This window comes from Paenibacillus sp. GCM10023252 (assembly GCF_042653305.1).
Classification (GTDB): Bacteria; Bacillota; Bacilli; order Paenibacillales; family Paenibacillaceae; genus Pristimantibacillus.
In genome coordinates this window covers 35,563-60,987 of record NZ_JBHSHW010000030.1, presented here as the reverse complement: position 1 = coordinate 60,987, position 25,425 = coordinate 35,563, and the positions used below count along the sequence as shown (strand labels likewise).

The 25,425-nt window shown below is 50.7% G+C and carries 20 protein-coding genes; 3 read left to right on the top strand and 17 right to left on the bottom strand.

The features are described from left to right. Nucleotides 1-353: 353 nt before the first annotated feature. Together ACFO9Q_RS18195 and ACFO9Q_RS18190 are read right to left on the bottom strand one after the other, a co-directional pair. Nucleotides 354-2,252 (bottom strand): putative bifunctional diguanylate cyclase/phosphodiesterase, encoded by a 1,899-nt coding sequence (locus ACFO9Q_RS18195; RefSeq protein ID WP_379184701.1) that lies wholly within the window; start codon nucleotides 2,250-2,252, stop codon nucleotides 354-356. Between the two features lie 228 nt (nucleotides 2,253-2,480). Continuing rightward, nucleotides 2,481-3,251: a phytanoyl-CoA dioxygenase family protein gene (locus ACFO9Q_RS18190; protein WP_379184699.1), complete on the bottom strand. Its 771-nt coding sequence runs from the start codon at nucleotides 3,249-3,251 to the stop codon at nucleotides 2,481-2,483. 159 nt (nucleotides 3,252-3,410) lie between these two features. Here ACFO9Q_RS18190 and ACFO9Q_RS18185 point away from each other — a divergent pair, with 159 nt between their 5' ends. Next, entirely contained in the window at nucleotides 3,411-4,193 is a 783-nt protein-coding gene (locus tag ACFO9Q_RS18185) for an AraC family transcriptional regulator (RefSeq protein ID WP_379184697.1), read from the top strand. 21 nt (nucleotides 4,194-4,214) lie between these two features. Here the strand turns inward: ACFO9Q_RS18185 and nhaC are convergent, their stop codons facing one another. Continuing rightward, entirely contained in the window at nucleotides 4,215-5,606 is a 1,392-nt protein-coding gene (gene nhaC / locus ACFO9Q_RS18180; protein WP_379184695.1) for a Na+/H+ antiporter NhaC, read from the bottom strand. A 226-nt stretch (nucleotides 5,607-5,832) separates the two neighbouring features. Here nhaC and ACFO9Q_RS18175 point away from each other — a divergent pair, with 226 nt between their 5' ends. Next, on the top strand, nucleotides 5,833-6,450 hold the full coding sequence (locus tag ACFO9Q_RS18175; protein WP_379184693.1) for a protein-glutamine gamma-glutamyltransferase: 618 nt from the start codon (nucleotides 5,833-5,835) through the stop codon (nucleotides 6,448-6,450). Here the strand turns inward: ACFO9Q_RS18175 and ACFO9Q_RS18170 are convergent. Then, nucleotides 6,423-6,818: a DUF2809 domain-containing protein gene (locus tag ACFO9Q_RS18170; protein WP_379184691.1), complete on the bottom strand. Its 396-nt coding sequence runs from the start codon at nucleotides 6,816-6,818 to the stop codon at nucleotides 6,423-6,425. The two genes, ACFO9Q_RS18175 and ACFO9Q_RS18170, sit on opposite strands and share 28 nt — an antisense overlap. A 175-nt stretch (nucleotides 6,819-6,993) precedes the next feature. Here ACFO9Q_RS18170 and ACFO9Q_RS18165 point away from each other — a divergent pair, with 175 nt between their 5' ends. Then, nucleotides 6,994-7,758, top strand: coding sequence for an alpha/beta fold hydrolase (locus tag ACFO9Q_RS18165; RefSeq protein WP_379184689.1), 765 nt, complete (start codon nucleotides 6,994-6,996; stop codon nucleotides 7,756-7,758). 66 nt (nucleotides 7,759-7,824) lie between these two features. Here ACFO9Q_RS18165 and ACFO9Q_RS18160 read toward each other — a convergent pair whose 3' ends face one another. The 13 genes from ACFO9Q_RS18160 to ACFO9Q_RS18100 form a co-directional block, all read right to left on the bottom strand. Next, nucleotides 7,825-8,859, bottom strand: a complete 1,035-nt coding sequence (locus ACFO9Q_RS18160; RefSeq protein ID WP_379184687.1) for an aldose 1-epimerase family protein — start codon at nucleotides 8,857-8,859, stop codon at nucleotides 7,825-7,827. Between the two features lie 87 nt (nucleotides 8,860-8,946). Beyond that, nucleotides 8,947-10,149 (bottom strand): carbohydrate kinase family protein, encoded by a 1,203-nt coding sequence (locus ACFO9Q_RS18155; RefSeq protein ID WP_379184684.1) that lies wholly within the window; start codon nucleotides 10,147-10,149, stop codon nucleotides 8,947-8,949. Between the two features lie 6 nt (nucleotides 10,150-10,155). Continuing rightward, a complete protein-coding gene (locus ACFO9Q_RS18150) occupies nucleotides 10,156-11,337 on the bottom strand; it encodes a Gfo/Idh/MocA family protein (RefSeq protein ID WP_379184682.1) in 1,182 nt (393 codons plus the stop codon). Beyond that, the gene (locus tag ACFO9Q_RS18145) at nucleotides 11,330-12,187 is read right to left on the bottom strand and encodes a class I fructose-bisphosphate aldolase (RefSeq protein ID WP_379184680.1); all 858 of its coding nucleotides are present in this window, start codon (nucleotides 12,185-12,187) and stop codon (nucleotides 11,330-11,332) included. Before ACFO9Q_RS18145 ends, ACFO9Q_RS18150 begins: the two co-directional genes overlap by 8 nt. A gap of 133 nt (nucleotides 12,188-12,320) precedes the next feature. Then, nucleotides 12,321-13,820 carry an FGGY-family carbohydrate kinase gene (locus ACFO9Q_RS18140; protein WP_379184678.1) on the bottom strand — a complete coding sequence of 500 codons (1,500 nt, stop codon included), beginning with the start codon at nucleotides 13,818-13,820 and terminating at the stop codon, nucleotides 12,321-12,323. A 12-nt stretch (nucleotides 13,821-13,832) separates the two neighbouring features. After that, nucleotides 13,833-14,834, bottom strand: a complete 1,002-nt coding sequence (locus ACFO9Q_RS18135) for a class II fructose-bisphosphate aldolase (protein ID WP_379184676.1) — start codon at nucleotides 14,832-14,834, stop codon at nucleotides 13,833-13,835. 21 nt (nucleotides 14,835-14,855) lie between these two features. After that, the gene (locus tag ACFO9Q_RS18130; RefSeq protein ID WP_379184674.1) at nucleotides 14,856-15,545 is read right to left on the bottom strand and encodes a D-lyxose/D-mannose family sugar isomerase; all 690 of its coding nucleotides are present in this window, start codon (nucleotides 15,543-15,545) and stop codon (nucleotides 14,856-14,858) included. Next, nucleotides 15,532-18,147: a beta-mannosidase gene (locus tag ACFO9Q_RS18125; protein WP_379184672.1), complete on the bottom strand. Its 2,616-nt coding sequence runs from the start codon at nucleotides 18,145-18,147 to the stop codon at nucleotides 15,532-15,534. Before ACFO9Q_RS18125 ends, ACFO9Q_RS18130 begins: the two co-directional genes overlap by 14 nt. 1 nt (nucleotide 18,148) lies before the next feature. After that, entirely contained in the window at nucleotides 18,149-19,234 is a 1,086-nt protein-coding gene (locus ACFO9Q_RS18120) for a hypothetical protein (RefSeq protein WP_379184670.1), read from the bottom strand. Between the two features lie 73 nt (nucleotides 19,235-19,307). Further along, nucleotides 19,308-20,816 carry an ABC transporter substrate-binding protein gene (locus tag ACFO9Q_RS18115; RefSeq protein WP_379184668.1) on the bottom strand — a complete coding sequence of 503 codons (1,509 nt, stop codon included), beginning with the start codon at nucleotides 20,814-20,816 and terminating at the stop codon, nucleotides 19,308-19,310. A gap of 83 nt (nucleotides 20,817-20,899) precedes the next feature. After that, a complete protein-coding gene (locus tag ACFO9Q_RS18110; protein ID WP_379184666.1) occupies nucleotides 20,900-21,838 on the bottom strand; it encodes a carbohydrate ABC transporter permease in 939 nt (312 codons plus the stop codon). After that, nucleotides 21,832-22,776, bottom strand: a complete 945-nt coding sequence (locus ACFO9Q_RS18105) for an ABC transporter permease (RefSeq protein ID WP_379184664.1) — start codon at nucleotides 22,774-22,776, stop codon at nucleotides 21,832-21,834. Before ACFO9Q_RS18105 ends, ACFO9Q_RS18110 begins: the two co-directional genes overlap by 7 nt. Before the next feature lie 247 nt (nucleotides 22,777-23,023). Next, nucleotides 23,024-25,396: a helix-turn-helix domain-containing protein gene (locus ACFO9Q_RS18100; RefSeq protein ID WP_379184662.1), complete on the bottom strand. Its 2,373-nt coding sequence runs from the start codon at nucleotides 25,394-25,396 to the stop codon at nucleotides 23,024-23,026. Nucleotides 25,397-25,425 lie beyond the last annotated feature (29 nt).

The window sequence follows — 25,425 nt, the reverse complement described above, 5'->3', positions numbered from 1 at the left end:
CCATCAGCATCTGCCTCATCCCAGTAACAGCGGGGTATGATAGCTCCTTGCCACACTATCCCCTTCGCTCAGGCAGGGTCAGTGCAGAGTCTCATCACCCTGCCCCTGATCTAACGGAATAGTGTCCCAAGACAGATGCAAATCACCCCTGCCCCTGATCGAAGGGGATAGTGTCCCAAGACAGACACACATCACCCTGCTCCTGATCGAAGGGGATAGTGTCCCAATACAGACACAAATCACCCTGCCCCTGATCGAACGGGATAGTGTCCCAAGACAGACACACATCACCCCTGTCCCTGATCGAACGGGATAGTGTCCCAAAGGGGGGAATATAGGGATCAGGCAACAAGTCAGGCAACACAGCAGTATAACTTCGTCATCTCAGCTGCGCTGACAGGCCGACTGAACAGATACCCCTGCACGTAATCACATTGAAGCTTCCTTAGCTCCTTCATCTGCTCCTCCGTCTCTATTCCCTCTGACACGACCTTAAGACCCAGCTTGTGAACCATTGTAATGACCGCTTCAACTATGGCATGCTCTTCCCTGCTATGATTGACGGCTTGTATGAAGGACTTATCAATCTTAAGTATATCCAGAGGCAGGTGCTTCAGATAGCTCATGGACGAATAGCCGGTTCCGAAGTCATCCAGTGAGATACGGATGCCATAAGCGCGCAGCGTCTTAAGAACGCTAACCGTGTCATGAAGAGAGGTAATCAGCGCGCTCTCCGTCACTTCCAGCTCCAGCTGGCTGCCGGGTACCCCGCAACGCTCCAAGGTGCTGACTACCATATGGCAGAACCCGGGATCTCGAAGCTGGACAGCCGAGATGTTGACCGAGATGACGGAATCCGGCTGTGAACGAAGCCAGTGCTTATGCTGCTTGCATGCTTCATCCAGCACCCATGCCCCGATTCGGAGAATCAGGCCGCTATCCTCTGCAATCGGAATGAACTCCACTGGCGAGATATAGCCCCATTCGGGATGATGCCATCGGAGCAGCGCCTCTGCTCCGCGCATCTCCTTGCTAGAAGTCTCGTATTGCGGTTGATAGACAAGCTCCAGCTGGCCGCGGACCAATGCATACCGCAGCGCCTCCTCCAGCTTCGTCCTGCGCTGGGCAGCCTCCCTCATGGCAGGAGTGTACAGCTTCATCCCATTCCTGCCCTCGCTCTTCGCTTCATGCGCAGCCGCTCCGGCTTGATCGAGCAGATCCTCACCTGTATGGGCATCTTGAGGATAGATGGCAATACCGATATGAGCTGATAGATGAACGGCCTGCCCCTCGACGTATACGGATTCCCCCATGAATGATTGAATGGAGTGAAGATCATCCTGCAGTCGGTCACAGAGCCCCGGGTTAAGCCGATCCTCTAGCACGAGCACGAACTGCTCTGTTCCGAATCGGGCAGCGAACCCCCGCCCCCGAAGCTTAGCGTCCAACCTCTCGCTTACCGCCTTAATGACTGCATCGCCGTAAGCATACCCTCGTGCTTCGGCAAGATTGCACAGATTATTCAGAGTGAGCATGAGAACCGCTGCTCGAGTCTGAGTCTGGTAAGCTCTGATCAGTGCTTCATCCAGCTGCACATTCAGCAGTCTCCGGTTAGGCAGCCGCGTCAGCAGGTCATAGTTCGCAAGCCAGCGAATCTCCGCCTCCGTCTCCATCCGCTTAGCTTCACCCATTAGTAATGTGCATATAAGGATTGTGGCTGCTGTATTCAGCAGCGTAATTGGAATAGGATAGGTCTGATAGATTGCAGCTGCAATCTCCCAAGGCATAATGCTTGCCCAAGCTAGCGATTGTGCAGAGAGGAGCAGACCTAGCAGCACTTGATGGCGAAGCTTCCCGAGGAATCTCAGCCCTCCAATGAATCGAACATAGCACACGCCGATGACCGCCGCGGTTACAATCTCGCCAATTCCTGCGTGTACTCCTGTGCCTCCAATGATTATCCGATATACAATCATTGGGATGGCGGTTATCACCGCTGCAATCCACCCGCCGAATAGGCCGGCCATCGCCGCGATGACCGTCCGCAGATCAATAATGACCCCTTCCGCAGCGACAAGGGGCAATTGCATCGTGACGAGGCCTATGACCCCGAACGCCAATCCGAACATTACGCTTCGCTTGCGAGCCTCCCATCCGGATAGTCCTTTATACCCGTAACGGGAGATATACATGAAGAAGAGAATGAGACAGCAGTTCTCCCATAGACCGATCATACCTTCTAACCACTGCATTGCTGGTCCCCCTAATACATTCTGTCCGCATAGGGTCTTCCTCTACGCTATTCTCTCTTAGATGCGGTATTATGCTGACGTTATTCAGTCTACATGGAGAGTATTAGGAATATTGCGGGGCATCTGTTATAAAAGTATGAGCAAGCTCCCCTCCTTAGAAAACCTCTCGTCCAGGAGGACAAGAGGTTGAAGTACGGTGAGAGCAAGACTATAGTCTTAGGTCAACTCTCACAGCATATAGAATCTGCTTGTATCCTTGCCCTGCAGGTTATATCTCGCATAGTGCTGATAATGCGCCTTGTACACTTGGCCATTCTTCGACGGCGAGTACGTCAGGAACAGCTGCTTGCGGCTGCGATCCGATAGATTCGGCCCGCTCTGATGAGGGGTGTACGAGTGGAAGATGATGATATCTCCAGGGTTCGTCTCCACAATCTCCCCTCTGCTTGGATCGATTGCTGCAACCTCCTCCTTGTTCATATTGCGCAGCTCCCCTGGAGTTGTGAGCAGCCGGTCATGATACCCCGAGAACAGCTCCAGTCCCCCATTCTCTGTAGAAGCCCCGTCAATCGCCACCATGACCGAGATCAGCCCTTCGGTTACGAACCCATTCCACCACGACGCATCCTGATGCATCGTATAGCCGTTCGCGCCAGGCAGCTTGAAGATGAGCTTATCCTTGAAGAGCAGCGGCTCATCGAGATAGATGTCGCGAAGAGGAGATAGAATCCGCTCATCCTTCACCAGCTCAGCGAATACGGGAGAGATATCATGAACCGGATCCATCCGCTCTATCTTCGTATCCCCATTCGCATATTGCTTATGGCCCGCCCGAATATTATAAGGGTCTGTATAATCACTTAGGCCGAGCAGCCGCTCGCATTCCACCTGCATCACTCTGGCGTCCTTTTCACTGAAGGCCCCCCGAATGACTAAGTATCCTTGCTTGCGATAAGCTTCCAGCTGCTCGAATGATAATACATTTAAGTTTTTTCTCATGATCCCTCATCCTTCCCTATTCTTTTTTGCTGCTCTATTGCTTGACCAATCGTCTTGGTTATATGATATAACTGGATTTAAGTTATCTCCATGGCTGAAATTAGCTTTTGACCTATACTTTTTTGCAACAATACTGCTTGAAGGATGTGTGTGCTTGCTATGTACGATCTGCAGCTTATCCGCTATTACTTAGCCAGGCAGCGCTCAGAATTCTCCCTGCCGTATGATACCTATGAGCATCCCGTCCTGCTAGCTCCTGAGAATGGCTCATTCCACTGCCGGCTGGAGCAGCATGGCGCATCAGAGGAGAGAGAGTTCACCGTTCGTCATGGGGAAGTCCTTCTCTGCTACCCGGGCCAGACGCTGCATCGAGCCGTTATAGAACCAATTACGTTCCACTTCCTTGAGTTCTCCGCTCCGGCCTTGTCCATTCCCTCCGGCAAGCATCGTATCGCCGACCTTGACCGGCTCGCCTCAACCTTCCGCTATCTCGCAAGCTGGCACGACGAAGAACCCCGAGACCGTGAGGACGCGGAGGCCGAGCATTATCTATCTGATGTGCTGCTGCTTGTTCAGAGTACCCTTCACCAGCTGGAGCAAGGTCGTCTTCGTGAGATTGAGCCAGTGATGGTGCAAGCCGCTTCTCTGATTCGTCAGCACGCCTATGATAGCGGCTTATCCTTGCAAAGAATTGCAGCGATGCTGTCCTTAGCTCCTTCACAGCTTACCCGCCGATTCCAGGCCGCTTACGCGGAGTCTCCAATTCAGTTCGCGACCCGTATTCGTCTTACGAAGGCGAGGCTGCTCCTTACCGAGACGAATCTGAGTCTGGAGGAGATCGCCGAGCAGTGCGGATATGAGAATGCCTTCTATCTGAGCCGGGTCTTCGCCCGGAATATGAAGGTTCCGCCCTCCGTCTATCGCAAGGCGAATCGAGTCTAGCCGCTGTCTGGGCATAGAGTTCTACTCCTTCTTCTCCCGAAGCGTTCGTTCCCGAAGGCCTGGGAGCGATGCGTAGAGGAACGTCATGAGCGGCGACAGCCACAGGAAGAAGGCATAGGGCAGATAGGAAGTGACCGGAACGTTCAGCGCATTAGCCATAAAAGCACCGCTCACCCCCCATGGAATCATGGCGTTCACAAGCGTACCGCAATCCTCGAGCGTCCGTGAGAGCGTCTTGGCTGGAATCGCTCTCTGCTTGAACTCCTCACGGAACAGCTGTCCGGGCAGCAGAATCGATAGATACTGCTCGCCGGTCAGCAGATTCACCCCTATGGATGACCCGCCTGCCGCCCATACCATCTTGCCGTTCGACTGAATAGGCCGGATTAATCGGAGGAACAGGGCAGCAATGACGCCCCCGTGCTGCAGCATTCCGCCCAGCGCCAGTGCGATAAGAATTAAGGAGACCGACCACATCATGGACTGCAAGCCTCCTCGATTAACGATAGAGGCAACCGTCTCGTTCGTGAAGCTGCCTTGATATCCTCCCTGCATGACTTGGAACCAGGAGGATACGTTGGTCTCGCCTTGGACAGCTGCTGTTATTAGCAGCGAGGCTGCAATGCCAGCTGACAAGGTCGGCAGGATCGGGTAACGTCGAATAGAGCTGTATAGGACAACAAGCAAGGGAAGCAGCGTTGCCGGGTGAAGCTGGAAGGACTCCGATAAGGAAGACTGGATGGCATCCAGCTGCCCCATCGGCAAGGGCTGATCGGAGCCTGTCCACAGGAACAAAATAACGGTTATCAGTATGGCTGGGCCTGACGTGTACATCATGTTGCGGATATGCGTGTAGAGATCAGTTCCCGCTACGGCGGGGGCGAAGTTGGTCGTGTCTGAGAGCGGCGACATCTTGTCTCCGAAGCAAGCTCCGCAGATGATGGCCCCTGCGCAGATGTAGGGATCTGTGCCAATGGCTGTTCCAATTCCCATTAAGGCAACGCCTACCGTGCTAATCGTTGTGAACGAGCTCCCTGTGAAGAGGGAGACGAGCACGGTAATACACAGTGCGCTAACGGCATAATAATCCGGTCGAAGCCATTCCATGCCGTAATAGAGTAAGGTCGGGACCGTTCCGCTCATCATCCATAGTCCGATAAGGATACCGATGAGACATAGGATAAGGATTGGCTGCAGCGCTTGCCGAATGCCTTCGAGCATGCCTTCTTCGATTCGCTTCCACTTCATCCCTGTCAAGCGAAGCAGCAGCGCCGTCATTGCCGCCCCGGCAAGCAGCGGAATATGCGGCTCTGCCTTCATGATGAAGATGGAGACGAACAGCCATGAGGCCAATATACAGAGGATGAGCAAGCTGTGGCTGAACCTCATCTCTTGCGGTGATGTTTCTTTCATGATGACTGCACCTCGGTTCGAATAAATGCTTTCTCGCTTTCTTGCTTCTACGCAATGAAGTATGAGAACAGACAGAAGATGATTATATTCGCCTCTCTGCGCCCCCGTCAAGGGTGTGGTCGGAACTACCATTATATGAAGATACTACTCCGCAAGGCATCACCCAGCCTGCCCTCTCCCCATACAATAATGGTAGCTGATCGCTACGATTAGGGAGGGGTTATCAATGAGTTTTGAATCCACGTTACGAATGAACATAATGGAAGCTGCCCGGGATATGAGCAAGGGCGGGACGAGGTTCGCTACCTTCAGAACCTCAGAATGCAATGCGAGGTATTGGCATCTGACGAACAAGGGAGGGTTCCTGCTGAGAGAGGGGATTGCTCCAGCCAAGGGCATTCGGAACATTTACTCCCAAGGGAAGAGATACGCGTTCGAATGCGCCGTGGCTATTGTCATTATCTTTTACAAGGCCGTATTGGATACAATTGGGGAGAAGTCGTTCAACACCCTGTTCCCGAACCTGCTGCTGTACAGCTGGGATGCGGACAGTGACCTGGGCCTGAGCACACGTTATGTTCCTTATAACTATGCGGTGCCTGGCGATGTGCTCTACTTCCGTAATCCAGACGTGGATCGCGATACGACGGAATGGCAGGGCGAGAATGTCATTAAGCTGGGCAAGGATCTGTATTATGGGCACGGCCTGGGTATAAGGAATGCTGACGCTATGATTAAGGCCTTGAACCGACATAGAATCGAAGGCTCTGAGAGGTCCGCTTACCTGGACAATCAGATTACCGCTCCGGATTACCGCTACTTGTCGCGGTATGCTAGTCGTTGATAAGCCTTATGTGAGAAGAGAGCTCCGAACCTGTCCAAAATAGAAATGACTATTATTCCCGTAACATACCGGATGAGGTCTACGAATAGGAACCCTTGGCCCAGCACAAGGCCGCCTAGCGCAGTGTCTCTGATCGCGTTCAGCCAGCCAGCTTGATAGAGCTGGCTGAACTCTATGAAGAAGCAGAAGCAGAGACTGCAGGCCAGTGCCCACCTCAAGCGCTTATGTGAGGCAATGGCGCGGAGGCTGCAGTAGATCATCGCCGCCCACAGCGCATCGCCAGCGTGCAGGGATACGAATTCAGGCAGCTGCTCAGATAGGCTCCTACTGGCGAGACCCGCAGCCATGATGAAGCAAGCAGCAATCAAGTAAATTAGCCTTCTCTTAAGATTGATGACACATCATCTCCTTACATCTTGTCTAGCTCTTAACTTACCACACGCAGATTCCTTGCAACAGCTTCCTTTTTTTGCCGGAACCGGTCGCTTATGTGGGACGTATGGTTTAATAAAAAAACGGAGCATAGTGAGGTGGAGACAGCTGTTGCGAATAGAGAAAGCGAAAGTGAAAACCTCCAAGGGGACGCTGGAGTACAGCAATGCCGGGACTGGAAGGCCGACCATTGTACTCATCAACGGAGGATCTGGTCCGATCGAGGGCTGGATGAAAATATGGCAGGAAATCTCTCAGCTGTCCTCTGTATATGCCTATAACCGGCTTGGGGTTGGCGCCAGTGATAAGCCGAGGGAGAACCAAGATGGTATAACGATTGTGGAGACGCTGCGGGAGGCCTTAACGCTATCGGGAATGACTCCCCCATACTTGCTAGTTGGACATTCCCTAGGGGGATTATATGCAAATCTATATGCCAGGCTATATCCTGATGAGGTAGCCGGACTTGTCCTGCTTGAAGCCAGTCATCCGAATGATCTGCAGCTGAACAGCTATCAAGGTAAGGTTGTCAGAGGAATGAATCGGTTGTTGTCACTATTCGATTCCCTGTCTTCACACAAGAAGTATAATGAGGTTCAATTCGTACAACAAACGGCTGAGCAGATCGACAGGGCTGCTTGGAAGCTTGCCGAAGTTCCTCTGTATGTCATCACGGGTGGAAAAGAAATCCGCATGATGCCGGACGAAGCTCGCAGGAAGCGCAGAGAGAACCAATTAGAATTAGCAGCCCTGTCAGGTAAACGTACACACATCATCGCGGAGAAAAGCGGCCACTTCCCTCAATTGTCAGAGCCTAAAGTTGTCATTGATGCAATTAAGAGGTGCTTGGAGGATGTTCAAGACACCTCACTGTAACGCACACGGCCTTCGTCCAAGAGACTCAGGACGAAGGCCGTGCGAATGACTACATGCAGCTGCAGACTAGCGAATGTTCAACTCCCAGCTGTAGCGAACGGATTGCCCCGGCTGCAGCCAAGTCAGAGTCCCCTTCTCGTCTTCTGCAGCTATCCCTTCCACTCCACAGTTGGAAGGCTCAATTCCAAGCACATAGCTCCCTTCTGCAGGAAGCTTCCACTCGACGAATCGCGGCAGCGTATCTGTGCTCCAAGTCAGCTCCACCTCGAGCGGAATGGTTCGTCCTCCCCCTTGGGGGAACTCGGGCTGCATCAGCTTCACGGTTGCGTGTCTTAATGCCGGATCGAGCGAGTGGTAATAGACACGCTCCGAGTAATTCGCTGTCGGACTCTCGAAGCGGTCATATCCTTCAAGCGGGATATCTGCTGCTCTCGGTACAATGGACGAAGAGGGAACGGCCAGCTGCGTATTGCTGTTCATGAACGGAAAGCCAAAATTGAAATGATACAATATCATATGCGGTGCCGCTTCGTAACCGATATTGTCCACGATGTCCGCAACCGTAATCTTATTCTCCCCAAGCATACTGCGAATCTCCCGGCGAAGCTGCAGCATCCCGTCGAACAAGGCTCCTTCTTCCACCGTGCCACGAACGACCATCTCATACTCGTCACCATTCCACATTCCTTCAGCACACACTTGCCTTGCTGGAGTATGATGAATACGACCATGCAGACCGAACGGCTTGCCACGGAATATGGAGGGTGAGCCGACGTTAGCAAGTCCGCATGTCATCAGCATTCCTCCGGAAGCACTTCGCAGCCATCCCACACCATCCGGGTCATAATACATCGGATGAGTATCGCCGCCTGGAGACATCCAGCTGATAGGCATACCGCCGAACGAGACCGTAGATAGATCAAGCCCCTTTGTTGGTGTGACGGTGTAAGACAATCCTGCACCCGTGTTCACCTGAATATAAGACATCCCTCGTTCGCGTCCATCCGTTCCCTCGTACTTCCGAATACCTCCGATCTGCTCCAGTCGTCCAAGCCGTGCTTCAAGTTCCCGCCTAGTCCACTCTCTTCCGTATAGTTGCATTCTCTAGACCCACATCCGTTCAATCAAGCCATCTGTGTGAATGTAGGCTCCTGCACCTTCGCTGCCCTTCATTAGTCGAATCACCTTCTACCTCGTTCTATGCCAGACGATCGCATGCTCATGCATTCGAGCTTCAAATCCTTCTAAATGCATTCCGGTATCATATTGCTTCCAGCCTGCTGCGATGCGGGCGCATATGCTCTCCCATGGCTGTATACCAGTGAGAGCATCTGGCTGTTCAACATTACAAGCCCCCGTTCCGACCGCGCAGATGAGCGTCTTCTCCGGTGACAGCTGCTGCATCCAGCCTGCTAGGAAGCCGGCAATTGTGCAATCCCCTGCTCCAGTCGTTCCTGCGACCTCAACTTGGAAGCAGGGAATATAGAGCTCCTTACCCGCCCATGCAGATAGCTCTAGAGGTGAATATCGTCCAGCTTCGGCTAACCTCTCTTCATCACAGGTGGTCCGCATATATAATCCGAAGGGCCCAAGCTTAAGTACGACGACAGCAGCTCCCATGGCGAGTAATTGTTCTGAGAGTTCCTTCAGCAATTGCGGGTTCATATAGGAGACAAGGTCGTTCTTGGCTTGATATTGTTCGAACTGCTCTCTTCGGAGCATATACATGATCTCTTCGATACTAGGGAGGAACAGATCCGTGTATGGGAGTACTTGCTGCAGGATGTCAACCCAATCAGCCTGCCCGGCATCGGAATCAGGCTCCGGCTTAGCCAGATCCAGGGATGTCGTCACACCAGCCTCCTTAGCCCGCTTCATTAACATGGTTAGTTCACGCCCGCCGTGCTCGTACATCTTCCTCATGAGAGGCGGATAGCCCAAGTGAAGCAGTCCCGCCTCACTCAGCGCGGCATCGGTCACATCCTCCGCCACGAAGGTATCGTTGGCTCCCGTGCAATGCAAGAACATTCGATCGGTATGGGGCGCGCTGAGGACGATGGAATAGGAGCTTGCCTCTCCAGGGGACACGATCATTCCCTCGGTCAACGCGAAGGAGGCATCCTGCTCTCGGATAATGGACAGAATAGCTTCTCCGAAGCGGTCATCGCCAATCTTACCCATTAGGCGGGTGGGCACGCCAAGTCGATGAAGAGCTAAGCCCGTGTTCGCTACCGCGCCCCCTGTCGCGAGTACAGCATGGCCTATCTCAACGAGCTTGCCAGGTGTAATCCTATTCAGCATCGTCCATTGCTCTCGGTGAATGACAGGAATGATGTCAAGACATATATGTCCGGCAACTGCCGCCGGATAAGGCAGTTCATGCAGCATCATATAACCTTAGCTCTCCCAGACTATTGGAATGGTGCGCTCCGTGCGCTCGGACTCGAGTGCCGCTGTGAATACTAGGTGACTTCCCATCGCTTCCTCAGGTGTGGCGCAATGGAATGGCTGAGACATGCCTTCTCTGCCGTTGGCAAGCTCGTCACAGAATGCTGCCCACATCTGAAGGATGGAATCCGAGAAGCCGAATTCGAATATTCCTCCTGTAATCGTGCCATAAGCCGACTGATACGGTGCATCAACCACATGCCAAGCCTGCGCAGCTCCTGGTTCATAGGGCAGGGAAGAGATTTGCTTCGGATTTTTGGTCGTGAATTCTGCTGAGCATTCCGTACCTTTAATACGTATGAACCAGGTATTAGCATGGCCTGGGGCAATTCGCTTCATAGACAATATCATTGGAAATTTTTGCATATCTGTATGAACCTCGGTCGCGAGAATGGCATTATCCCAAGTCTCACAAGCAGCGGTACCTCCTTTGCCATCAGGACGATTTTCTACAATTTTGGAGAGGAGCGCTCTTACATTTTGGGGCTTCCAGCCGAAGCGCATGGGGAGATGCAGCACATGCATGCCCAGATCGCCCATGCAGCCGTATTCTCCATTCGTTGCAGCCTGCCTCTTCCAATTAATAGGCTTGCGTGGATCGAGATCACTTGAGTGCCAGAATCCGGCTTCTACCTCAATAATCCGTCCGAAGCGCCCTTCGTTGACCATTCTCGTAATCTGCATTGCGCCAGGAAAGAACGGGAACTCTGACGAGCAGCGTACAACGACTTCCGGATGCTCAGCCATCGCTGCTGCAATCTCTTCGTTAGCCTGCTTGTCTATACCGAAGGGCTTCTCTCCTAGAAGATGCTTACCCGAACGTATGATTGCCGTGTATAGATCTTGATGAAGATGATGAGGAACCGCACAGTATACCGCGTCTACCTCCGGATTAGCGAGTAGTTCTCTGTAATCGGTATACGTGTACTCAACGCTCGGCAGCGCATCCTTGAACCAGGTAGTTGCCGCTGCATGAGCATCACATACGGCAATAATACGGGGCTGAACGTTCAAGTCAGTTAGATGCAGCCATCGGGCTGCAGCGCTGGCGAACTCCTTGCCCATCAGACCGCAGCCAATGACGCCGAATCTGATGACAGGCTTAGGGGAAGGGTTGTTCGTACTACTCATGAATACTGACCTCCTCTTGGAGTACCGATATCGCATCGTCTGCAGCTGCACCTTCATGCACGATGCTCATGAGCGCCTTCGTCATGCGGGCTGGGTTAGGATGCTGGATAACGTTACGGCCATAGACGATACCCGATGCGCCCTGCTTCATCAGTTCAACCGTGCGATGCACAATCTCTTCATCTGAAGCTCTGCCGCCGCCGCGAACGAGGACTGGAATACCGGAAGCCACTTCAATGACCCGGTGATATTCCGTAACGTCATCACAAGGATCAGCCTTGATGACATCCGCACCAAGCTCGACAGCTTGTCGAACTAGCGGCAGTATTTTCGTAAGATCGCCATCTACCATATAACCGCCCTTAGTCTCGTTAGGTAGCATGACAAGCGGTTCGACCATAAGCACCATGCCATAGCGTTCGGCATCGCTCTTCAGCTTCATAATGTTCCTGACGCATTGATAATGAAGCTGGGGCTGGCCAGGGAGGAGGAGCAGATTCACGCACACCGCTACGGCATCAAGTCGAACAGCATGTTCGACCGCATCATCAATAATCTCACTGAACAAGTAATCCGGCAGCTTGTTGCCGTATATATTAGCGGCGTCCGTACGCAGAACCAAGCCTGGCTTATTCTTTCCGGGAAGCTCCTGCAGATGCTTTGCCTGACCGATACTTAGCTGGATGCAATCCGGATTTGCGTGGACGACTGTATCTACCGCCTTTTTCATATTTTCAATGGAAGCCAAGAAGGAGTACTCGTTGAAGAATCCGTGGTCAATCGCCACGTCGAAGCATTTACCTTGTTCGCTGAACATTCTATTCAATCTAGCGCTGGAACTAACTCCCATGCTCGTCACCCCTTGAGTTAATTGGTATCTATGACGCCTACTTACTTACTTACTTACTTACTTACTTACTTACTTACTTACTTGCTTGCCACTAAGCCCTAAGACGCAGACGCACCTTCTTCAGCTATCATCATTAGCCTCTTAATCCCTTCAAGGCAGGATACAGCTTCTTGTACTGATTGAACCGTTCTAGATAGAACTGTCTGCGTGCTGCATCGGGGTAGAACGCTTGCTTCACCTTAACTAGGCGATTAACCGCTTCTTCATGCGTGTGGAACAGACCCGCTGCCTTACCAGCCAGAATGGCTACTCCGAGTGTCCCGGCTTCACCAATATGAAGCGACGATACTACCTTGCCCATCATATCCGCCTTAAGCTGCAGGTACGCATCCGAATTGGCTAATCCCCCGACTGCTCTTAATTCATGGATAGCAATTCCGAGATGCTCCATCCGCTCAACATTAACCATCATCTCGAAGGTTATACCCTCTAATATGGCCTTCATAATGTCGGCTGCTGTGGAGGCTAGGTTCAATCCGATAATCGCCCCCGTTGCTTCCACATCCATATAAGGCGTAGCCGCCCCAGCCCAATGAGGCAGGACGAACAGCGGAGAAGGGTCTGCTGAAGCAAGTTGTATGAACCGTTCATACCGATTGCTTGACGTTCGAGCGGCCTCTTCCGTAATGGACTGTCCCCAGTGGTCAAGATACCACGTGAGCAGGCTTCCGCTTGAGAACGTGAATCCGTAAGTCACATACTTATTGGGAAGGACATGAGGAACACAAGCATATGAGCTCTCAGCCATCTCCTTGGTGAGTATCGGGTGATCGAATACTGGCGTAATACATTCCGTCGTCCCTAATCCGTCTACAGCAATCCCGCTTCCGATGACGCCTGCGCCAAGTGCGGCACAAGTCTGATCATGCCCTCCCGCAACGAGGAGAACCTGGGATGGGAGACCTAATTGCGCTGCTATCCCGGCTTCAATGGTTCCAACCAATGTTCCGGATTGAACAGGTTGTCCGAATAGTCCAGCGTTAAGCCCCGCAGCTTCAAGAATCTCCTCGGACCAGCACTTGTTCGTTATATCGAAGGCCATCGTCCTAGCAGCTAGCGAATAATCCGTACAAGCTTCTGCACCAAGCTTGAACAGAATATAGTCAGAGAAGGAGAGGAACTTCCATACTCTCGAGAACATAGCAGGGTCATGCTCCTTCATCCACATGATCTTACATATGGAGTGCATCGGATGAACGGAACAGCCTGTTAGGTGATAGATTCGCTCTGCACCGAGCAAGTCTGCCAGCTTATTAGCCTCCTGACCCCCTCTTGCATCCATATAAGTCAGACTATTAGCCAGTACTTCACCATTGCAGTCCAAGGGGACAACAGCCTCACCGAATGAAGAGATTCCAATAGCTGTGATGGGAGACTTATGATGCTGGGCAAGAACATCAACAATGACTCTCTGAACCGATTGCCATACCTCGTTCGGATCCATCTCGTAATAACCGGGTTGAGGAGAGCAGGTCGCATATAATCTGCCGGCTTGAGCAACTACCTCTCCATCGCTATCGACAATCGTTGCCTTGCAGCCGGAAGAGCCTATATCAAGTCCTAATATACACATGGCGCACCCCCTCTAGCTGTACCACATGGTCAGATAATCCATGACTCTGTTCCTCATGTTCTTATAGACAATCTCTTGTCGTGCTGTCGTAGTGAAGTAATGAATGGATGCCCCTTCCCCTACTGCACGGCTGCCTAGCAGACCACTTGCTTGAAGACGCTGAGCGGCATCGATTCCTGCTGCTCTTGAGGCGTTCATGACCAGATGCTCTACTAATTCAGCAGAGGACTCTCTCTCTAGCAGAGTCCACACGTTAACCTTGCTAATGCCGTCCGCGAACAGGGAGGCCATCGTATCGCCCTGCACCGATGATCCTCCATGCAGCACTAGCTTCTGTCCGACTCTATCCTTAATCGCTCTAGCATAATCTCCTCGATACTGAAGATCGCTGAGATTAGCACGATGCTCAGTGCCTAGGTTAGCAACTATGAAGTCCACACCTGTACGCCGCACATATTGCTCTGCCTTGTCGGGCGAAGTTAGCTCGCTTGCTTCATCACCGCCGGCATCTACAATCTCATCACAGGCGCCTTCGACAAGCAGCAGATGCCCCTTGTCACGAACGAATGCAGCCGTAGCTTCTATGTTCTCCTCCAATGGAAGCTTAGAGGCATCGTACATGATGGAGGAGAACTGTGAGAGATCCCAATCCAGCAGCTCCGTATCAAGGCCATGAATAATATGATCCAGATGGATGAGAACCTGAAGCGACTCATAGGGTCCGTCTGGTCCGGCTAATACCTTCAGCTCCTCTAGGAACAGCCTTAACCCGATATCCCACCGCCGTGAGTGTGTATACAATGCCGCTTGCGGGCGAGCCTCATATTGAGCGGTTATACCAATACAGATGGGCAGATCTGCAATGCCAATCTCTTGTCCATACGTATGAACGGCTGACAGAATGGCTTCAGTCGTTGTTAAGTTCTCTGAATTGAAGCAAGGTATAACCCACTTCGCTTCCTTCGCCCGCAGATACACCTGCTCCACCTTGTTCCTTCCCGTCACAATAGCCATGATGCTCTACCCCTCTCTCTCTCATTCAGCTATATTAAGATCCGGATACTCATTACACAGCAGATACAAGGGTTCAGCATCTTCTTCAATAAGAGGGAATCTCCCCACCTGATCATAGAAGCGGTTGTCTGTCCGGTCATCATTCACCTTGGAGACTTCGCCCAGCATAATCTTGCCTGTTCCAGGCTCTCCCCAGAACTTGTGATACACCCTCGTATTGAGGGTGATGCTCTCCCCCGGAGTCAGCCTTATCATCGAGCCTGCTTCAACTACGATTCTTCTTCCATCCAGTGATAGTTCCACCGGCGTCTCAGCCAGCTGCTCATCCTCAGTCGAGTTATAGACTTGGAGAAGCAAGTTGCCGCCACCCCGGTTAATAATGTCCTCCATCTTGTTCCAGTGGAAGTGAAGAGGTGTCACTTGCCCTTCCTCTACAATTAACAGCTTCTCTGCATAAGTCTTGGGTGAGGACATGGAGTGGATATTCCCATTGCGAATGGTGAACATGAGGAGCCCCTTCGACCAGTAATCTCCGCCTCCGAAGTCCGTAATATCCCAGCCCAGCATATGGTCCTTAATCTCCGAGTACTCGCTTGTCTTGTGCGACCATACCTCTGGGCTCCACAAGGCGAACCCGGGCAGCTTGAAGTTCATCGTATTAATGAAAGCCGTCGCTTCCTTCATAATCCTATTCAGTTCAGAACGCTTCATCCTGGTTAAGCCCACCCTTCGTCACTGCTATTCGCTCCTGCTCTTCACTCTTATCTGCTGCATATTCGCTCATGGAATGAACTCGAATGGTACCTGGATGTCCAGGAATGAATGCATCACCAGCACCCTTGTTAGCAGCGTAGAACTGTACGCTGACAGGAATCCCAGGCAGCAAGTCGAAGAAGTTATCGCTGAATACTCCTTCGGTATCCGCATCCAGCCAGACCCCTCTGGCCAGCGTGTTCGTCTCAACTGTGTAGAATAGAGCTTGCCCGCTGCTCTGTTCTTGATGAATGATTAGTTCAGCTGGTAGAAGCTGTAATTGCTTGGCAGTAGCAAAATAATGGAACTTACGGTCTATACTTCTGCCGTCCTCGCCTAGGAGCTCAGCCACCAGCACCAACTCCGTACAAGGATGTCCATCCAGTAAATCTGCTGATGTTGATGTATACACAATCTGTGCAGAGTCAGGACCTGCTACTACATTGAAGGTAAGGTCCTTCCATACCGAGCCGCTGAAGTCTGATAATCGAATTCGCAGCTGGCCCCGCATAGCTTCTGTTAGATCTGATACGAGATGAATGTCTATTCTTCCGTCTTCTCTGTCGTCTACCGATAGAAGTACATCCTGGAAGCTGTTCCTTATATAATACTGAGATGCCTTCCAGCGCCCATAGTAATCCATGCTAGCCCAGGATGCGACTGGCCAACAATCGTTCATCTGCCAATACAGCGTCCCCATCGTATATGGCTTATGCCGCCTGTGTGCCTCGATCGCCATCTTCATCGCTTCCGCCTGAAGCATCTGACTCATATATAAGAAGGCTGGGAAGTCCTTGGGCTGTTGAAGATACATGTCCATATAGGACTTAATTAATTGATTGCCTCTATTATTACGTTGATGACTTAACATCACATCGGACTCCAAGGCCAGATCGTCCTCGGAAGCATAGGCCCTTACAGATCGATACTCAGGAAAGGACTGGAAGCCATACTCACTCATGAATCGGCCAATATTGTGCTTATACTGCTCGAATGGTTCATTGCTATGCCAGACTCCCCAATAATGAATATCCCCGCTTGAGGAATTATCCGTCGCATGCTGGTTCCTATCCCCGCTCAACGCTTGTATGGGGGAAGAAGGCCAATACTCGGCAGCTGGAGCCAGACGCTGAAGAGCGTCAGGGAGGATATGGTGGAAAATGTTCTTGTAATCCTTCCACAGCTTCTCTTGCAGCTCTGGAGAATATCGCTGCTTCCACCCCCAGCCCCCCTCTGGCTTGAAGTGCTGCCAGGCCATATCGATCTCATTGTTGCCGCACCAGAGAACGATACATGGATGATTGCGCAGCCTTCGGATATTGTCCTCCGCCTCCGCCTTCACACTGCTGAGGAAGGTCTCATCGCCGGGATACATGCTGCAGGCGAACATGAAGTCCTGCCAGACCATAATGCCGTACTCATCACACAGCTCATAGAAGGCATCGTTCTCGTAGATGCCGCCCCCCCATACTCGAAGCATATTCATATTGGATTGCACGGCTGTTGCAATCTCATGGCGATACCTCTCCCAAGTAACCTCCGCAGCGAAGCTGTCATTCGGAATATGGTTAGCTCCCTTGGCGAATACCGGCTTCCCGTTCAGCTCGAAGTAGAACGACGTCCCGCCCGTATCCTCATTCTGTACGAGTCGTATGGAACGGAGCCCGGTTCGGATCGATTGCTCGGCCCTGCATTCCCCGTCGGAGTACAAGGCGGCCTTGAAGCTGTATCTGTGCTGCTCTCCCAATCCTCGCGACCACCACAGCTTAGGCTCTGTCAGCTTAGCTTCAAGCATGACCGTCTGAACCCCGGCTGCAAGCTTCACATCGCAAGCCCATTGCTGCCCGTCTGCAGCGAGCTCAAGAGTGCCGCTCCATTCTCCCTCTGACTCTATCTCTACCAGTGCCGTAACTTCAGCAGCCAGCTCCGACACAGAATCTTGTCTGATATAGAGATCATTCATTCGTATGCCTGACCAGCCAACGAGATAGACTTCCTTCCATATCCCGCTCGTGACGAGTCGCGGTCCCCAATCCCAGCCATAATGATAAGGAGCCTTGCGTGTGAAGACACTAACCTTCTTCTCTTGCAGCCCTCCATGCTCTGACTGATCATTGGATGCTGGAAGGCCATAGCCTAGCTGCTCCAGCTTGGCTAGACCCTCTTGAATTGGTGACCTGAACCGAATATGCAGACGATTATTCGTAGGCTTCAAGACAGGCTTCACATCTATACGCCAGCTGCGGAACATGTTGTCTGCCGTCAAGATGGAAGTCCCGTTCAGCGATACGTCTGCATAGGTGTCCAGTCCGTCTAACACCAATTCAAGACGAGCTTGCTGATACAGCTCCTCTGACACATCGAACCAGCATTCATATTCCCAGTCTAACTTGTCAATCCATTGCAGTTGCTGTTCATTCGTGCCATAGAAGGGGTCTGGAATAAGTCCATCGCGCAAGAGATCAGTATGAATACAGCCTGGCACACTGGCTGCTGCCCACTCTAGTCCGTCGCAGGACTTATACGACCAGTCTGTAAGAGGCTGCTTGTCATGATTCATGTTAACCTCCATGGGTCTGTACGGCTTCGGAATCCGCTCTATACACATAGATATCCTGTCTATCCTTAGGACTGTCCCAGCCCTGTGCAACAATCCAGGCTCCCTTGTATTTCAGCAGGCCTCCCCAAGCCAGAGACCCTCCTTGCTCAATACGAATAGGTTCCGTCGGTTGATCCCTATGGTACAGAGCCTGACAAGCTTGGTACTCCCCCTCTGTATCCCGATAGAACGTATCTAGCAGGAACAATTCGCCCGTTGGCTCAATATTCACCGCACAGCAGGCTACCTCTGCGACTCTGCCCATCTCGGCCGGCAGCTCCAGATAGGTCTCCTGCTTGTACTCCCAATCTACCAAGTTATCCGAATAGCCGATATACTGCTTGCCGCCGCAGCCTTCGCTGATGAACATCATGAACTTACCGTTAATTTTTACCGCTTCACCCTTCTCATTCCTTGGGATGACCGCACCCTTGGACCATCCTCTGGATACCGAATAAGGGATGACCTGCCCTCTCTTCTCGAAGTGAACCAAGTCACGCGACACAGCAAGCTTCGTCACCACAATGACTCCCCAGTCATTGGCCCCATCTAGAATCTCCTCATATTGTTCTCTCTCCGGAATCCAGACGGAATTATAGAACATATAGTAGAGATCCTCATGCTTATACAGCTTCGGGTCTTCCACCGAATAGACCTCGTCCTCTTCGGTTGAGTAGAGCGCAGGCGCTCCTGATAGATCCACCCACCCTTCAGCCTCGTTATAATACGCATGCCCGATCCGAGTGCACATCGATTCCTTACTCGGATACCCTCGATAGAACATGTGGAGATTGCCATCCGATTCAATGAGCGTAGGATTTCCTAATATCGTGGATTTCCAGCCTATATCAGTAGGATCGTCGAATGGAAGTGTCTTCGTGAAGGTCATCGATTCATCCAGCTTGAAGGGTCCAACCCGCCAATCGGATGGCTCGTCTCCGTAATCCGTGCAGAAGGAGAGCTCAGAGAGTGTCTCGAATTGCGTCACGGGAACGTCAATCGCTTCTTGGTAAGCCTTTCTCATCGTATCCCTATACTTTTCATCCATCTAACTGCCTCCTCACCCTTCTATAGAAAGGCCCGCCATGCATCCACTTAAGCATGACGGGCTATATATTCCTTTATTTTTTTCCGTTTGCCGCAGCCCACTCGTCAATTTGACGCTGTTTTTCTTTTCTTACGGCCTCGTATCCTGCTTTATCCAGCCGTTCAAGCATGATTGGATAATACTTCGCGGGATCAATGGACCCCGTATTTAATCCGCTTGAATACTCTTGCAGAATGGCGCTGGTTGCCGCATTTTCCGTCTTGACCTTCTCATTATTGAAGTTGAACCCAGCCAGTAACGGGGCAGTAGCCGTATCATTAAGGTTTTTGGTCACTTCCCAAGTGTCAGCTGCCTGACCTTCCATTAGATAACCAATCGTCTCATTGCCGAATATCCAGCCTGAAGCACTCGTATAACCGCTGTCTGCGATAATTTTAACCGTCGTATCGTTCACCTTCGTATAGTGCTTGCCCTCGATACCGAATTTGAGAAGGTTGAACAATGCAGGATCTGTATTCACCAGCTCTAGCAATTGAAGCGCGCGGTCCGGATGCTTCGACGTCTTGCTAATAGCGTTCATAGTTGCTGTCACGCCAGTGAATGTAGGGTCGGCGATGCGTACGAATACGACTTCATTGCCGCCATTCTTGTTCATCGCTTCTGCCTCACCGCCGGGCTTCAGGGTGAAGTCTTGAACGACTGCAATATTACCCTTGGATAGCTTGTCATCCAGATTAGCAGTAGTTGCAGCATCCTTGTTAATGTAACCGGCCTGGTACCATTTGCGCATCAGATCGAGGAATTGCTTCTCCTCAGGGAATCCTGACTCAACAACTGTAAGCGGCGCATCCTGGCGATAGATAACACCGCCTGTTATCCCCATGCCGTAGACCTCATGAAGAGCAGAGAACCCTTTGTCAGCTCCGAATGGAATAATATCCTTTTCGTTCTTCTTAATTTGCTCCAAGAACGGTTCAAGATCTGCATAGCTTTTAATTTTGCTCACATCCAGGCTGTATTTATCCACGAAGCGCTTCTGGATGACGAAGCCCGGTGATTTAGTGAACGTCTGATAGTTTGGTACACCATAGATTTTCCCATTGACTCGTGTATCGTCCCATGCCAGGTCGGAATAGGTACTCTTCACCTTAGGCGCATTCTTCTCCAGCAGATCAGTAATATCTAGCAGAGCTCCCTTGTTCACGTTATCGATATACTTGAACGACCAATTCGATGTCCACACAAGATCGAATACCTCGCCTGCTGCCACGATTGTATTCATCTTCTGCTCATACTCACTGCCATCAACCGGGATGAGGTCAACTTCCGTATTCAGCTTTTCCTTCGTAATCTTGTTCATTTCAGCTTCCACGGTCTCTTGATCAGCTGGTAATCCGAATTGAACATAATACCACTTCAGCTTAACTGGCTCTGCTGCACTCTCCTCACTGCTATTGTCAGGTGCATTCGTTGCCGCTCCTTCATTGTTCTTGCTGCTGCTGCTGTTATTCCCTGAACATCCTGCTAGTACGATCATCAGTGCCATTACGATGGCCAGAACCATCTTACTCTTTTTCATCATGCTTAACCCTCCCGATGTTTATATATCAATCTATATCTCAAGCCGTGCAGGAGAGCATTCCTCACCCGTTCACGGTCAGGATATCAACCCTTAAGCGAGCCTACCGTTAGTCCGGCTACGAAGTACTTCTGGAAGAAGGGGAAGATACAGAGCATTGGTCCTGCTGCCAGGATGGCCATTGCCATACGAACGCTGTATTGCGGCAGCTCCGCTGTCTGAATACTAAGCCTTCCTACGAACTCATTGTTGCTCGACAGATACTCAATTGTGTTAATCATACGGACAAGCAGCAATTGCAGTGGAACAAGCCTCTGATTGTCAATGAATAATAGCGCATTGAACCATTCATTCCAGTAATTGAATGAGATCATGAGCCCCAGCGTTGCTAGCGCCGGCAATGACAAGGGAAGTACCATTCGGAAGTAGATTCTCCACTCGCCAGCACCGTCTACCTTAGCGGACTCAATCATCTCGAACGGAATCTTCTGCATGAACCCCTTCATGACCATGATATAGAATGGGCTGAGCAAGCCTGGAATGATCATCGCCAGCAGGGAGTCCTTCAGATGCAAGTATTGCGTCATCAGGATGTAGAACGGAACAAGGCCGCCTGAGAACAGCATCGTGAAAAATATATAAAAGGTAGCTGCACTGCGAAGCTCGAAATCCCGCCTTGAAATGACATAGGCGCTTAGTCCAGTAAGCAGGAGGCTCACTGCGGTCCCTCCAAGTGTAACCAATGCAGTAATACCATAAGCCCTCAGCAAAACAACGGGAGACTCAAAAATGATTCGGTACGCCTCAAAGCTGAACTTATCGGGTAGGAATTGATATCCATTGTTCACGATAGAAGCTTCATCAGAGACAGAAGCTACAACGAGCAGCAGGAAGGGCATAAAAATGCTCAGCGATACAACTAGAAATAGTCCGTTCATTACAGCTTGTTGCAGCCATGTACTACTGCGACGCTCCTGACCAATCGTTCTGACAGACTGCACCTTCTCACGCGCCATAGTTACCATAGTGAATTCTCCTCGTTAATGCGTCGTGTGATGTAGTTAGCTCCGATGACTAACAGGAAGCCTACGAACGACTGATAGAGTCCAATCGCTGCCGACATCGAGATATCCCCTACATCTCGCAAGGCACGGAACACGTAGGTATCAATAATATCCGTTGCCGGATACAGCGTCCCCGTATTCTTGGGAAGGAAGTAATGAAGCCCGAAGTCTCCCCGGAACATGCTTCCGATGGATAGAATCATAAGGATGGTAATAAGAGGTGTCAGCATAGGAAGTGTAATTCTCCACACCATCTGCCAACGCCCTGCACCATCCATCTTAGCAGCTTCGTAATAGGAAGTATCAATGCTGATAAGGCCAGCATAGTAGATCAGAGTAGAGAATCCGATACCCTTCCACAGGTTCGCTATAACTAGGATATAAGGCCAATAAGCTGGTTCGAAGTACCACATGACCGGCTCTGCTCCTACCCATTCCAGCACCCTGTTCAGGTACCCGTGTTCATGCTCAAGGAAGGCTTCTGCTACATAGGCCACCAGTACCCATGACATGAAGAACGGAAGGAACATAACCGTCTGATGAACCTTGATCCACTTGCGAGTCAGCTCATTCATCATAATCGCTAGAGCAAGAGCAGCAATTGTAGTCGTCGTCAGGTAGGTTAAGCTGTATAGAACCGTATTCCTTGTAATTGTGAAGGAAGCCTCATTCTCGAAGAAGAAGCGGAACTTCTCTAGCCCGACCCATTCACTTCCGAACAGCCCTAGATCCACCCTGTAATCCTTGAAGGCAATAATGATTCCAATCATGGGCAGATAAGCCATGATGAAAATATAGATGAAACCTGGAAGAAACAAGGTGGAAAGTTCACCGTTCTTCCGAAGCAGCGCTGACAGCCGGATGAAGCTGGACTGTCCTTGTGAAGATCTATTCTTCATATCATTCACTCCTTGTTGCCGTCAGTTCATCTTCACTCGACGGGTCTTGTGTTGTTCTCTGCTCGAAGTATGTCACGCAGATCGGCTTCATGACTACTGCAGGAAATGAATATCACTTCACGCAGGAGTATGAAATGTGTACATTGTTGCTGTATCCGCACTTCTACGCCCTCTGCATACGAAAGTAATGAAAGAAACCGCCATTAGAGCGCTGATACAGCTCCTAATGACGGTTATTATGAATGCCTTACATCATGTCTCTAATCACGTTGGCAAGCCTGTATTCCTTGGGAGTTGTCCCATACTTCTTCTTAAACAGCTTGAAGAACTGGCTCTGATTGCTGAATCCGGTCTGCTCCATGATCTCCCCAATGCTGTTATCTGTAAGAAGCAGCTTCCGCTCAGCCTCTGCCAGTCTCCTATCGTTAATATACTCCGCTACAGACAAGCCTTCTGCTCGCTTGAATATTCTCCCTACATACACTGGCGACATCTTCAGCATAGCAGCGATTCCCTGCAGGCTCAGGTTCAGATCAGCGAATTGCGCATCAACAATCTCACGAATAGCATCAATCAGCACACGACCCTTGTCCGTCTCCTCGCCAGCAGGCTCCAATAGCTCTGTGAACACAGCAAGGAACTTCAACTTAATCTCATCGAGTGTCTCAAGAGTAAGTACACTCCGATTCAGATCGCTCAAGTCTACGGTCATTGGCTGCAGCCGATTCCGGTTCATGTCCTGAACCGTCTGTCTAATAATAATAACGAGATGCAGCAGGGCATGAATGACATGTTCATAATTGAATCTTGCAATGTAAGTCATATACTTATTCAGCTGTTCAGCAAGCTTAGGCATGTCAGCGCTTCTCATCAGCTCTACCATACGCTTCTCCAGCTCCAGCGGAACATCGAATTCTCTATTGTCCATATTCTCCGCAACCATGGAAGGTACGATCAGGGAGTTATAGCCGAACAGAATACGGTAAGAGGCAAGTATCAGAGCATCATTATAGCGAGCAGCAATGAGCGAATAGGACTCGAATGAAGGGGTAACCGCTACCGTTATCGTTAGCTTGTAATAGTTTTTTACCGCCGATTGTACTTGCCTCAGCACCTCCCCGAACTGGTTCCATTGTTCCATCTCATCCCCTGCTTGCTCCTTCGGTCCGGAGAGCACAACCCAATGGTCCGTGCGCATCTCAATTACTTCACAATGGAACCCGGCAGTCCTCACAAGATCTTCGGCAATATTCGTAACTGCGAATTGAATAAGCTTCAGATCTCCAGCCTCTGCCTGCCCCGCCGCCATAGCGAATCGATCAAGCTTCACTACAGCTAGATAATAGCAGTCCTGGGTACCAATCTGTAAGTTGTTATCCTTCGTAATCGACTTGAACTCTTCTTCGGTCATGAGTGCACTGTTCTGAATCAACCGCTTAAGATGATACATCTTGACAGCACTTCGCCTCTGTGTGACTTCTAGATTGGCATGGCGAATTCGCTCCAATATAGATGAATAGGCATCTGATAGGTAGGTCATCTCATCACGAATGCCTAAGTTAGCTGCGCCTGTATAGACTTCACTAGAACTGAACTTGCCTAGCACACTATTAATTGGAGCATAGAGCCGTCTTGATGCCACGAACGCAATCATCAGGAATAATAGGACAACACAGCCTGTTATCCATAGGGTGGTCATTCGCATAGATTGAATATCCCTTAGAATTGCTTCGTAGGGTTGAATAGTAATGAGCGTCCAATCATTAACTCCTGCTCGAGCGTAGCTTACAACTACCTTGTTCTGCCCGTTACGTGTGATGAAATACCCTGAGCGCTGATTCGAATATTCCAGCTTGCTCTGACTAAGCTCACTGCTGATCTCTTCCATATTAATAGGAATAAGCGGATCGGGATTAAGCGGCTGCATGGAACCGTCCAGCAGATGTATCGTACTTCCTTCTGCCCCTGCCGCATGATTAAGCATGCTAATGTTATCGAACAGCCACTGCGGCTTAATGTTCAGAATTATGGCATCTTCCATTCGGTTACTATTAGATAGGTCGTACATCACCATAGCGAAGAAGTCGACGACCCCCGAGTAGCCCTCATCCGATGAATTGTCCAGACTAATTGGCAGAAGGCTCATCTTAGGTAAGAGATGCTGCGCTTGCAGCAGCTGGTTAAGCTCTGCCTCCATTATGTCTGGATTGGCGCGTATCTTACCGTTGCCCACATAATAATTGTTCTGATTACCGTTATAGATGAAGATGGAATGCAAGAATGGTGAGCTGGAGATGGTATAATCCAATTTGCCAAGACTGCGAATAAGCTGGTAGTTGTCCGCTTCACTTCCCTTGGCATAACGAAGGAACTGAACATCAATGTCGTAATACAGATTGTTGGCAAGCATCTTAAGCGAATCATTCAGATACGTAACGTTATAGCTCATCTGAGATAATACGTCCATATTAGCCTTGTGTCTAACCGTCAACGCTGTCCGTTCGAAGTTGTAGGACAGCGCCAGAGAAGCAATGAGGACCGACAGAATGAGGAGCAGCGAGATGGTAATTAAAATCCGGCGTAAGTAAGTGCGAGTGAGGAACAGGTTCCAGACTTTCATCTAATGCTCTTCCTTTCCTTCGTAAATAT

What these genes read in the sequence shown, in the direction of transcription:
- ACFO9Q_RS18160 (WP_379184687.1), bottom strand. Translation starts at nt 8,859, where the DNA reads ATGCAACTATACGGAAGAGAGTGGACTAGGCGGGAACTTGAAGCACGG.
- ACFO9Q_RS18155 (WP_379184684.1), bottom strand. Translation starts at nt 10,149, where the DNA reads ATGATGCTGCATGAACTGCCTTATCCGGCGGCAGTTGCCGGACATATA.
- ACFO9Q_RS18125 (WP_379184672.1), bottom strand. Translation starts at nt 18,147, where the DNA reads ATGAATCATGACAAGCAGCCTCTTACAGACTGGTCGTATAAGTCCTGC.
- ACFO9Q_RS18135 (WP_379184676.1), bottom strand. Translation starts at nt 14,834, where the DNA reads ATGGCTATTGTGACGGGAAGGAACAAGGTGGAGCAGGTGTATCTGCGG.
- ACFO9Q_RS18195 (WP_379184701.1), bottom strand. Translation starts at nt 2,252, where the DNA reads ATGCAGTGGTTAGAAGGTATGATCGGTCTATGGGAGAACTGCTGTCTC.
- ACFO9Q_RS18110 (WP_379184666.1), bottom strand. Translation starts at nt 21,838, where the DNA reads ATGGTAACTATGGCGCGTGAGAAGGTGCAGTCTGTCAGAACGATTGGT.
- ACFO9Q_RS18175 (WP_379184693.1), top strand. Translation starts at nt 5,833, where the DNA reads ATGAGTTTTGAATCCACGTTACGAATGAACATAATGGAAGCTGCCCGG.
- ACFO9Q_RS18130 (WP_379184674.1), bottom strand. Translation starts at nt 15,545, where the DNA reads ATGAAGCGTTCTGAACTGAATAGGATTATGAAGGAAGCGACGGCTTTC.
- ACFO9Q_RS18100 (WP_379184662.1), bottom strand. Translation starts at nt 25,396, where the DNA reads ATGAAAGTCTGGAACCTGTTCCTCACTCGCACTTACTTACGCCGGATT.
- ACFO9Q_RS18150 (WP_379184682.1), bottom strand. Translation starts at nt 11,337, where the DNA reads ATGAGTAGTACGAACAACCCTTCCCCTAAGCCTGTCATCAGATTCGGC.
- ACFO9Q_RS18185 (WP_379184697.1), top strand. Translation starts at nt 3,411, where the DNA reads ATGTACGATCTGCAGCTTATCCGCTATTACTTAGCCAGGCAGCGCTCA.
- ACFO9Q_RS18190 (WP_379184699.1), bottom strand. Translation starts at nt 3,251, where the DNA reads ATGAGAAAAAACTTAAATGTATTATCATTCGAGCAGCTGGAAGCTTAT.
- ACFO9Q_RS18120 (WP_379184670.1), bottom strand. Translation starts at nt 19,234, where the DNA reads ATGGATGAAAAGTATAGGGATACGATGAGAAAGGCTTACCAAGAAGCG.
- ACFO9Q_RS18140 (WP_379184678.1), bottom strand. Translation starts at nt 13,820, where the DNA reads ATGTGTATATTAGGACTTGATATAGGCTCTTCCGGCTGCAAGGCAACG.
- nhaC (WP_379184695.1), bottom strand. Translation starts at nt 5,606, where the DNA reads ATGAAAGAAACATCACCGCAAGAGATGAGGTTCAGCCACAGCTTGCTC.
- ACFO9Q_RS18115 (WP_379184668.1), bottom strand. Translation starts at nt 20,816, where the DNA reads ATGATGAAAAAGAGTAAGATGGTTCTGGCCATCGTAATGGCACTGATG.
- ACFO9Q_RS18145 (WP_379184680.1), bottom strand. Translation starts at nt 12,187, where the DNA reads ATGGGAGTTAGTTCCAGCGCTAGATTGAATAGAATGTTCAGCGAACAA.
- ACFO9Q_RS18105 (WP_379184664.1), bottom strand. Translation starts at nt 22,776, where the DNA reads ATGAAGAATAGATCTTCACAAGGACAGTCCAGCTTCATCCGGCTGTCA.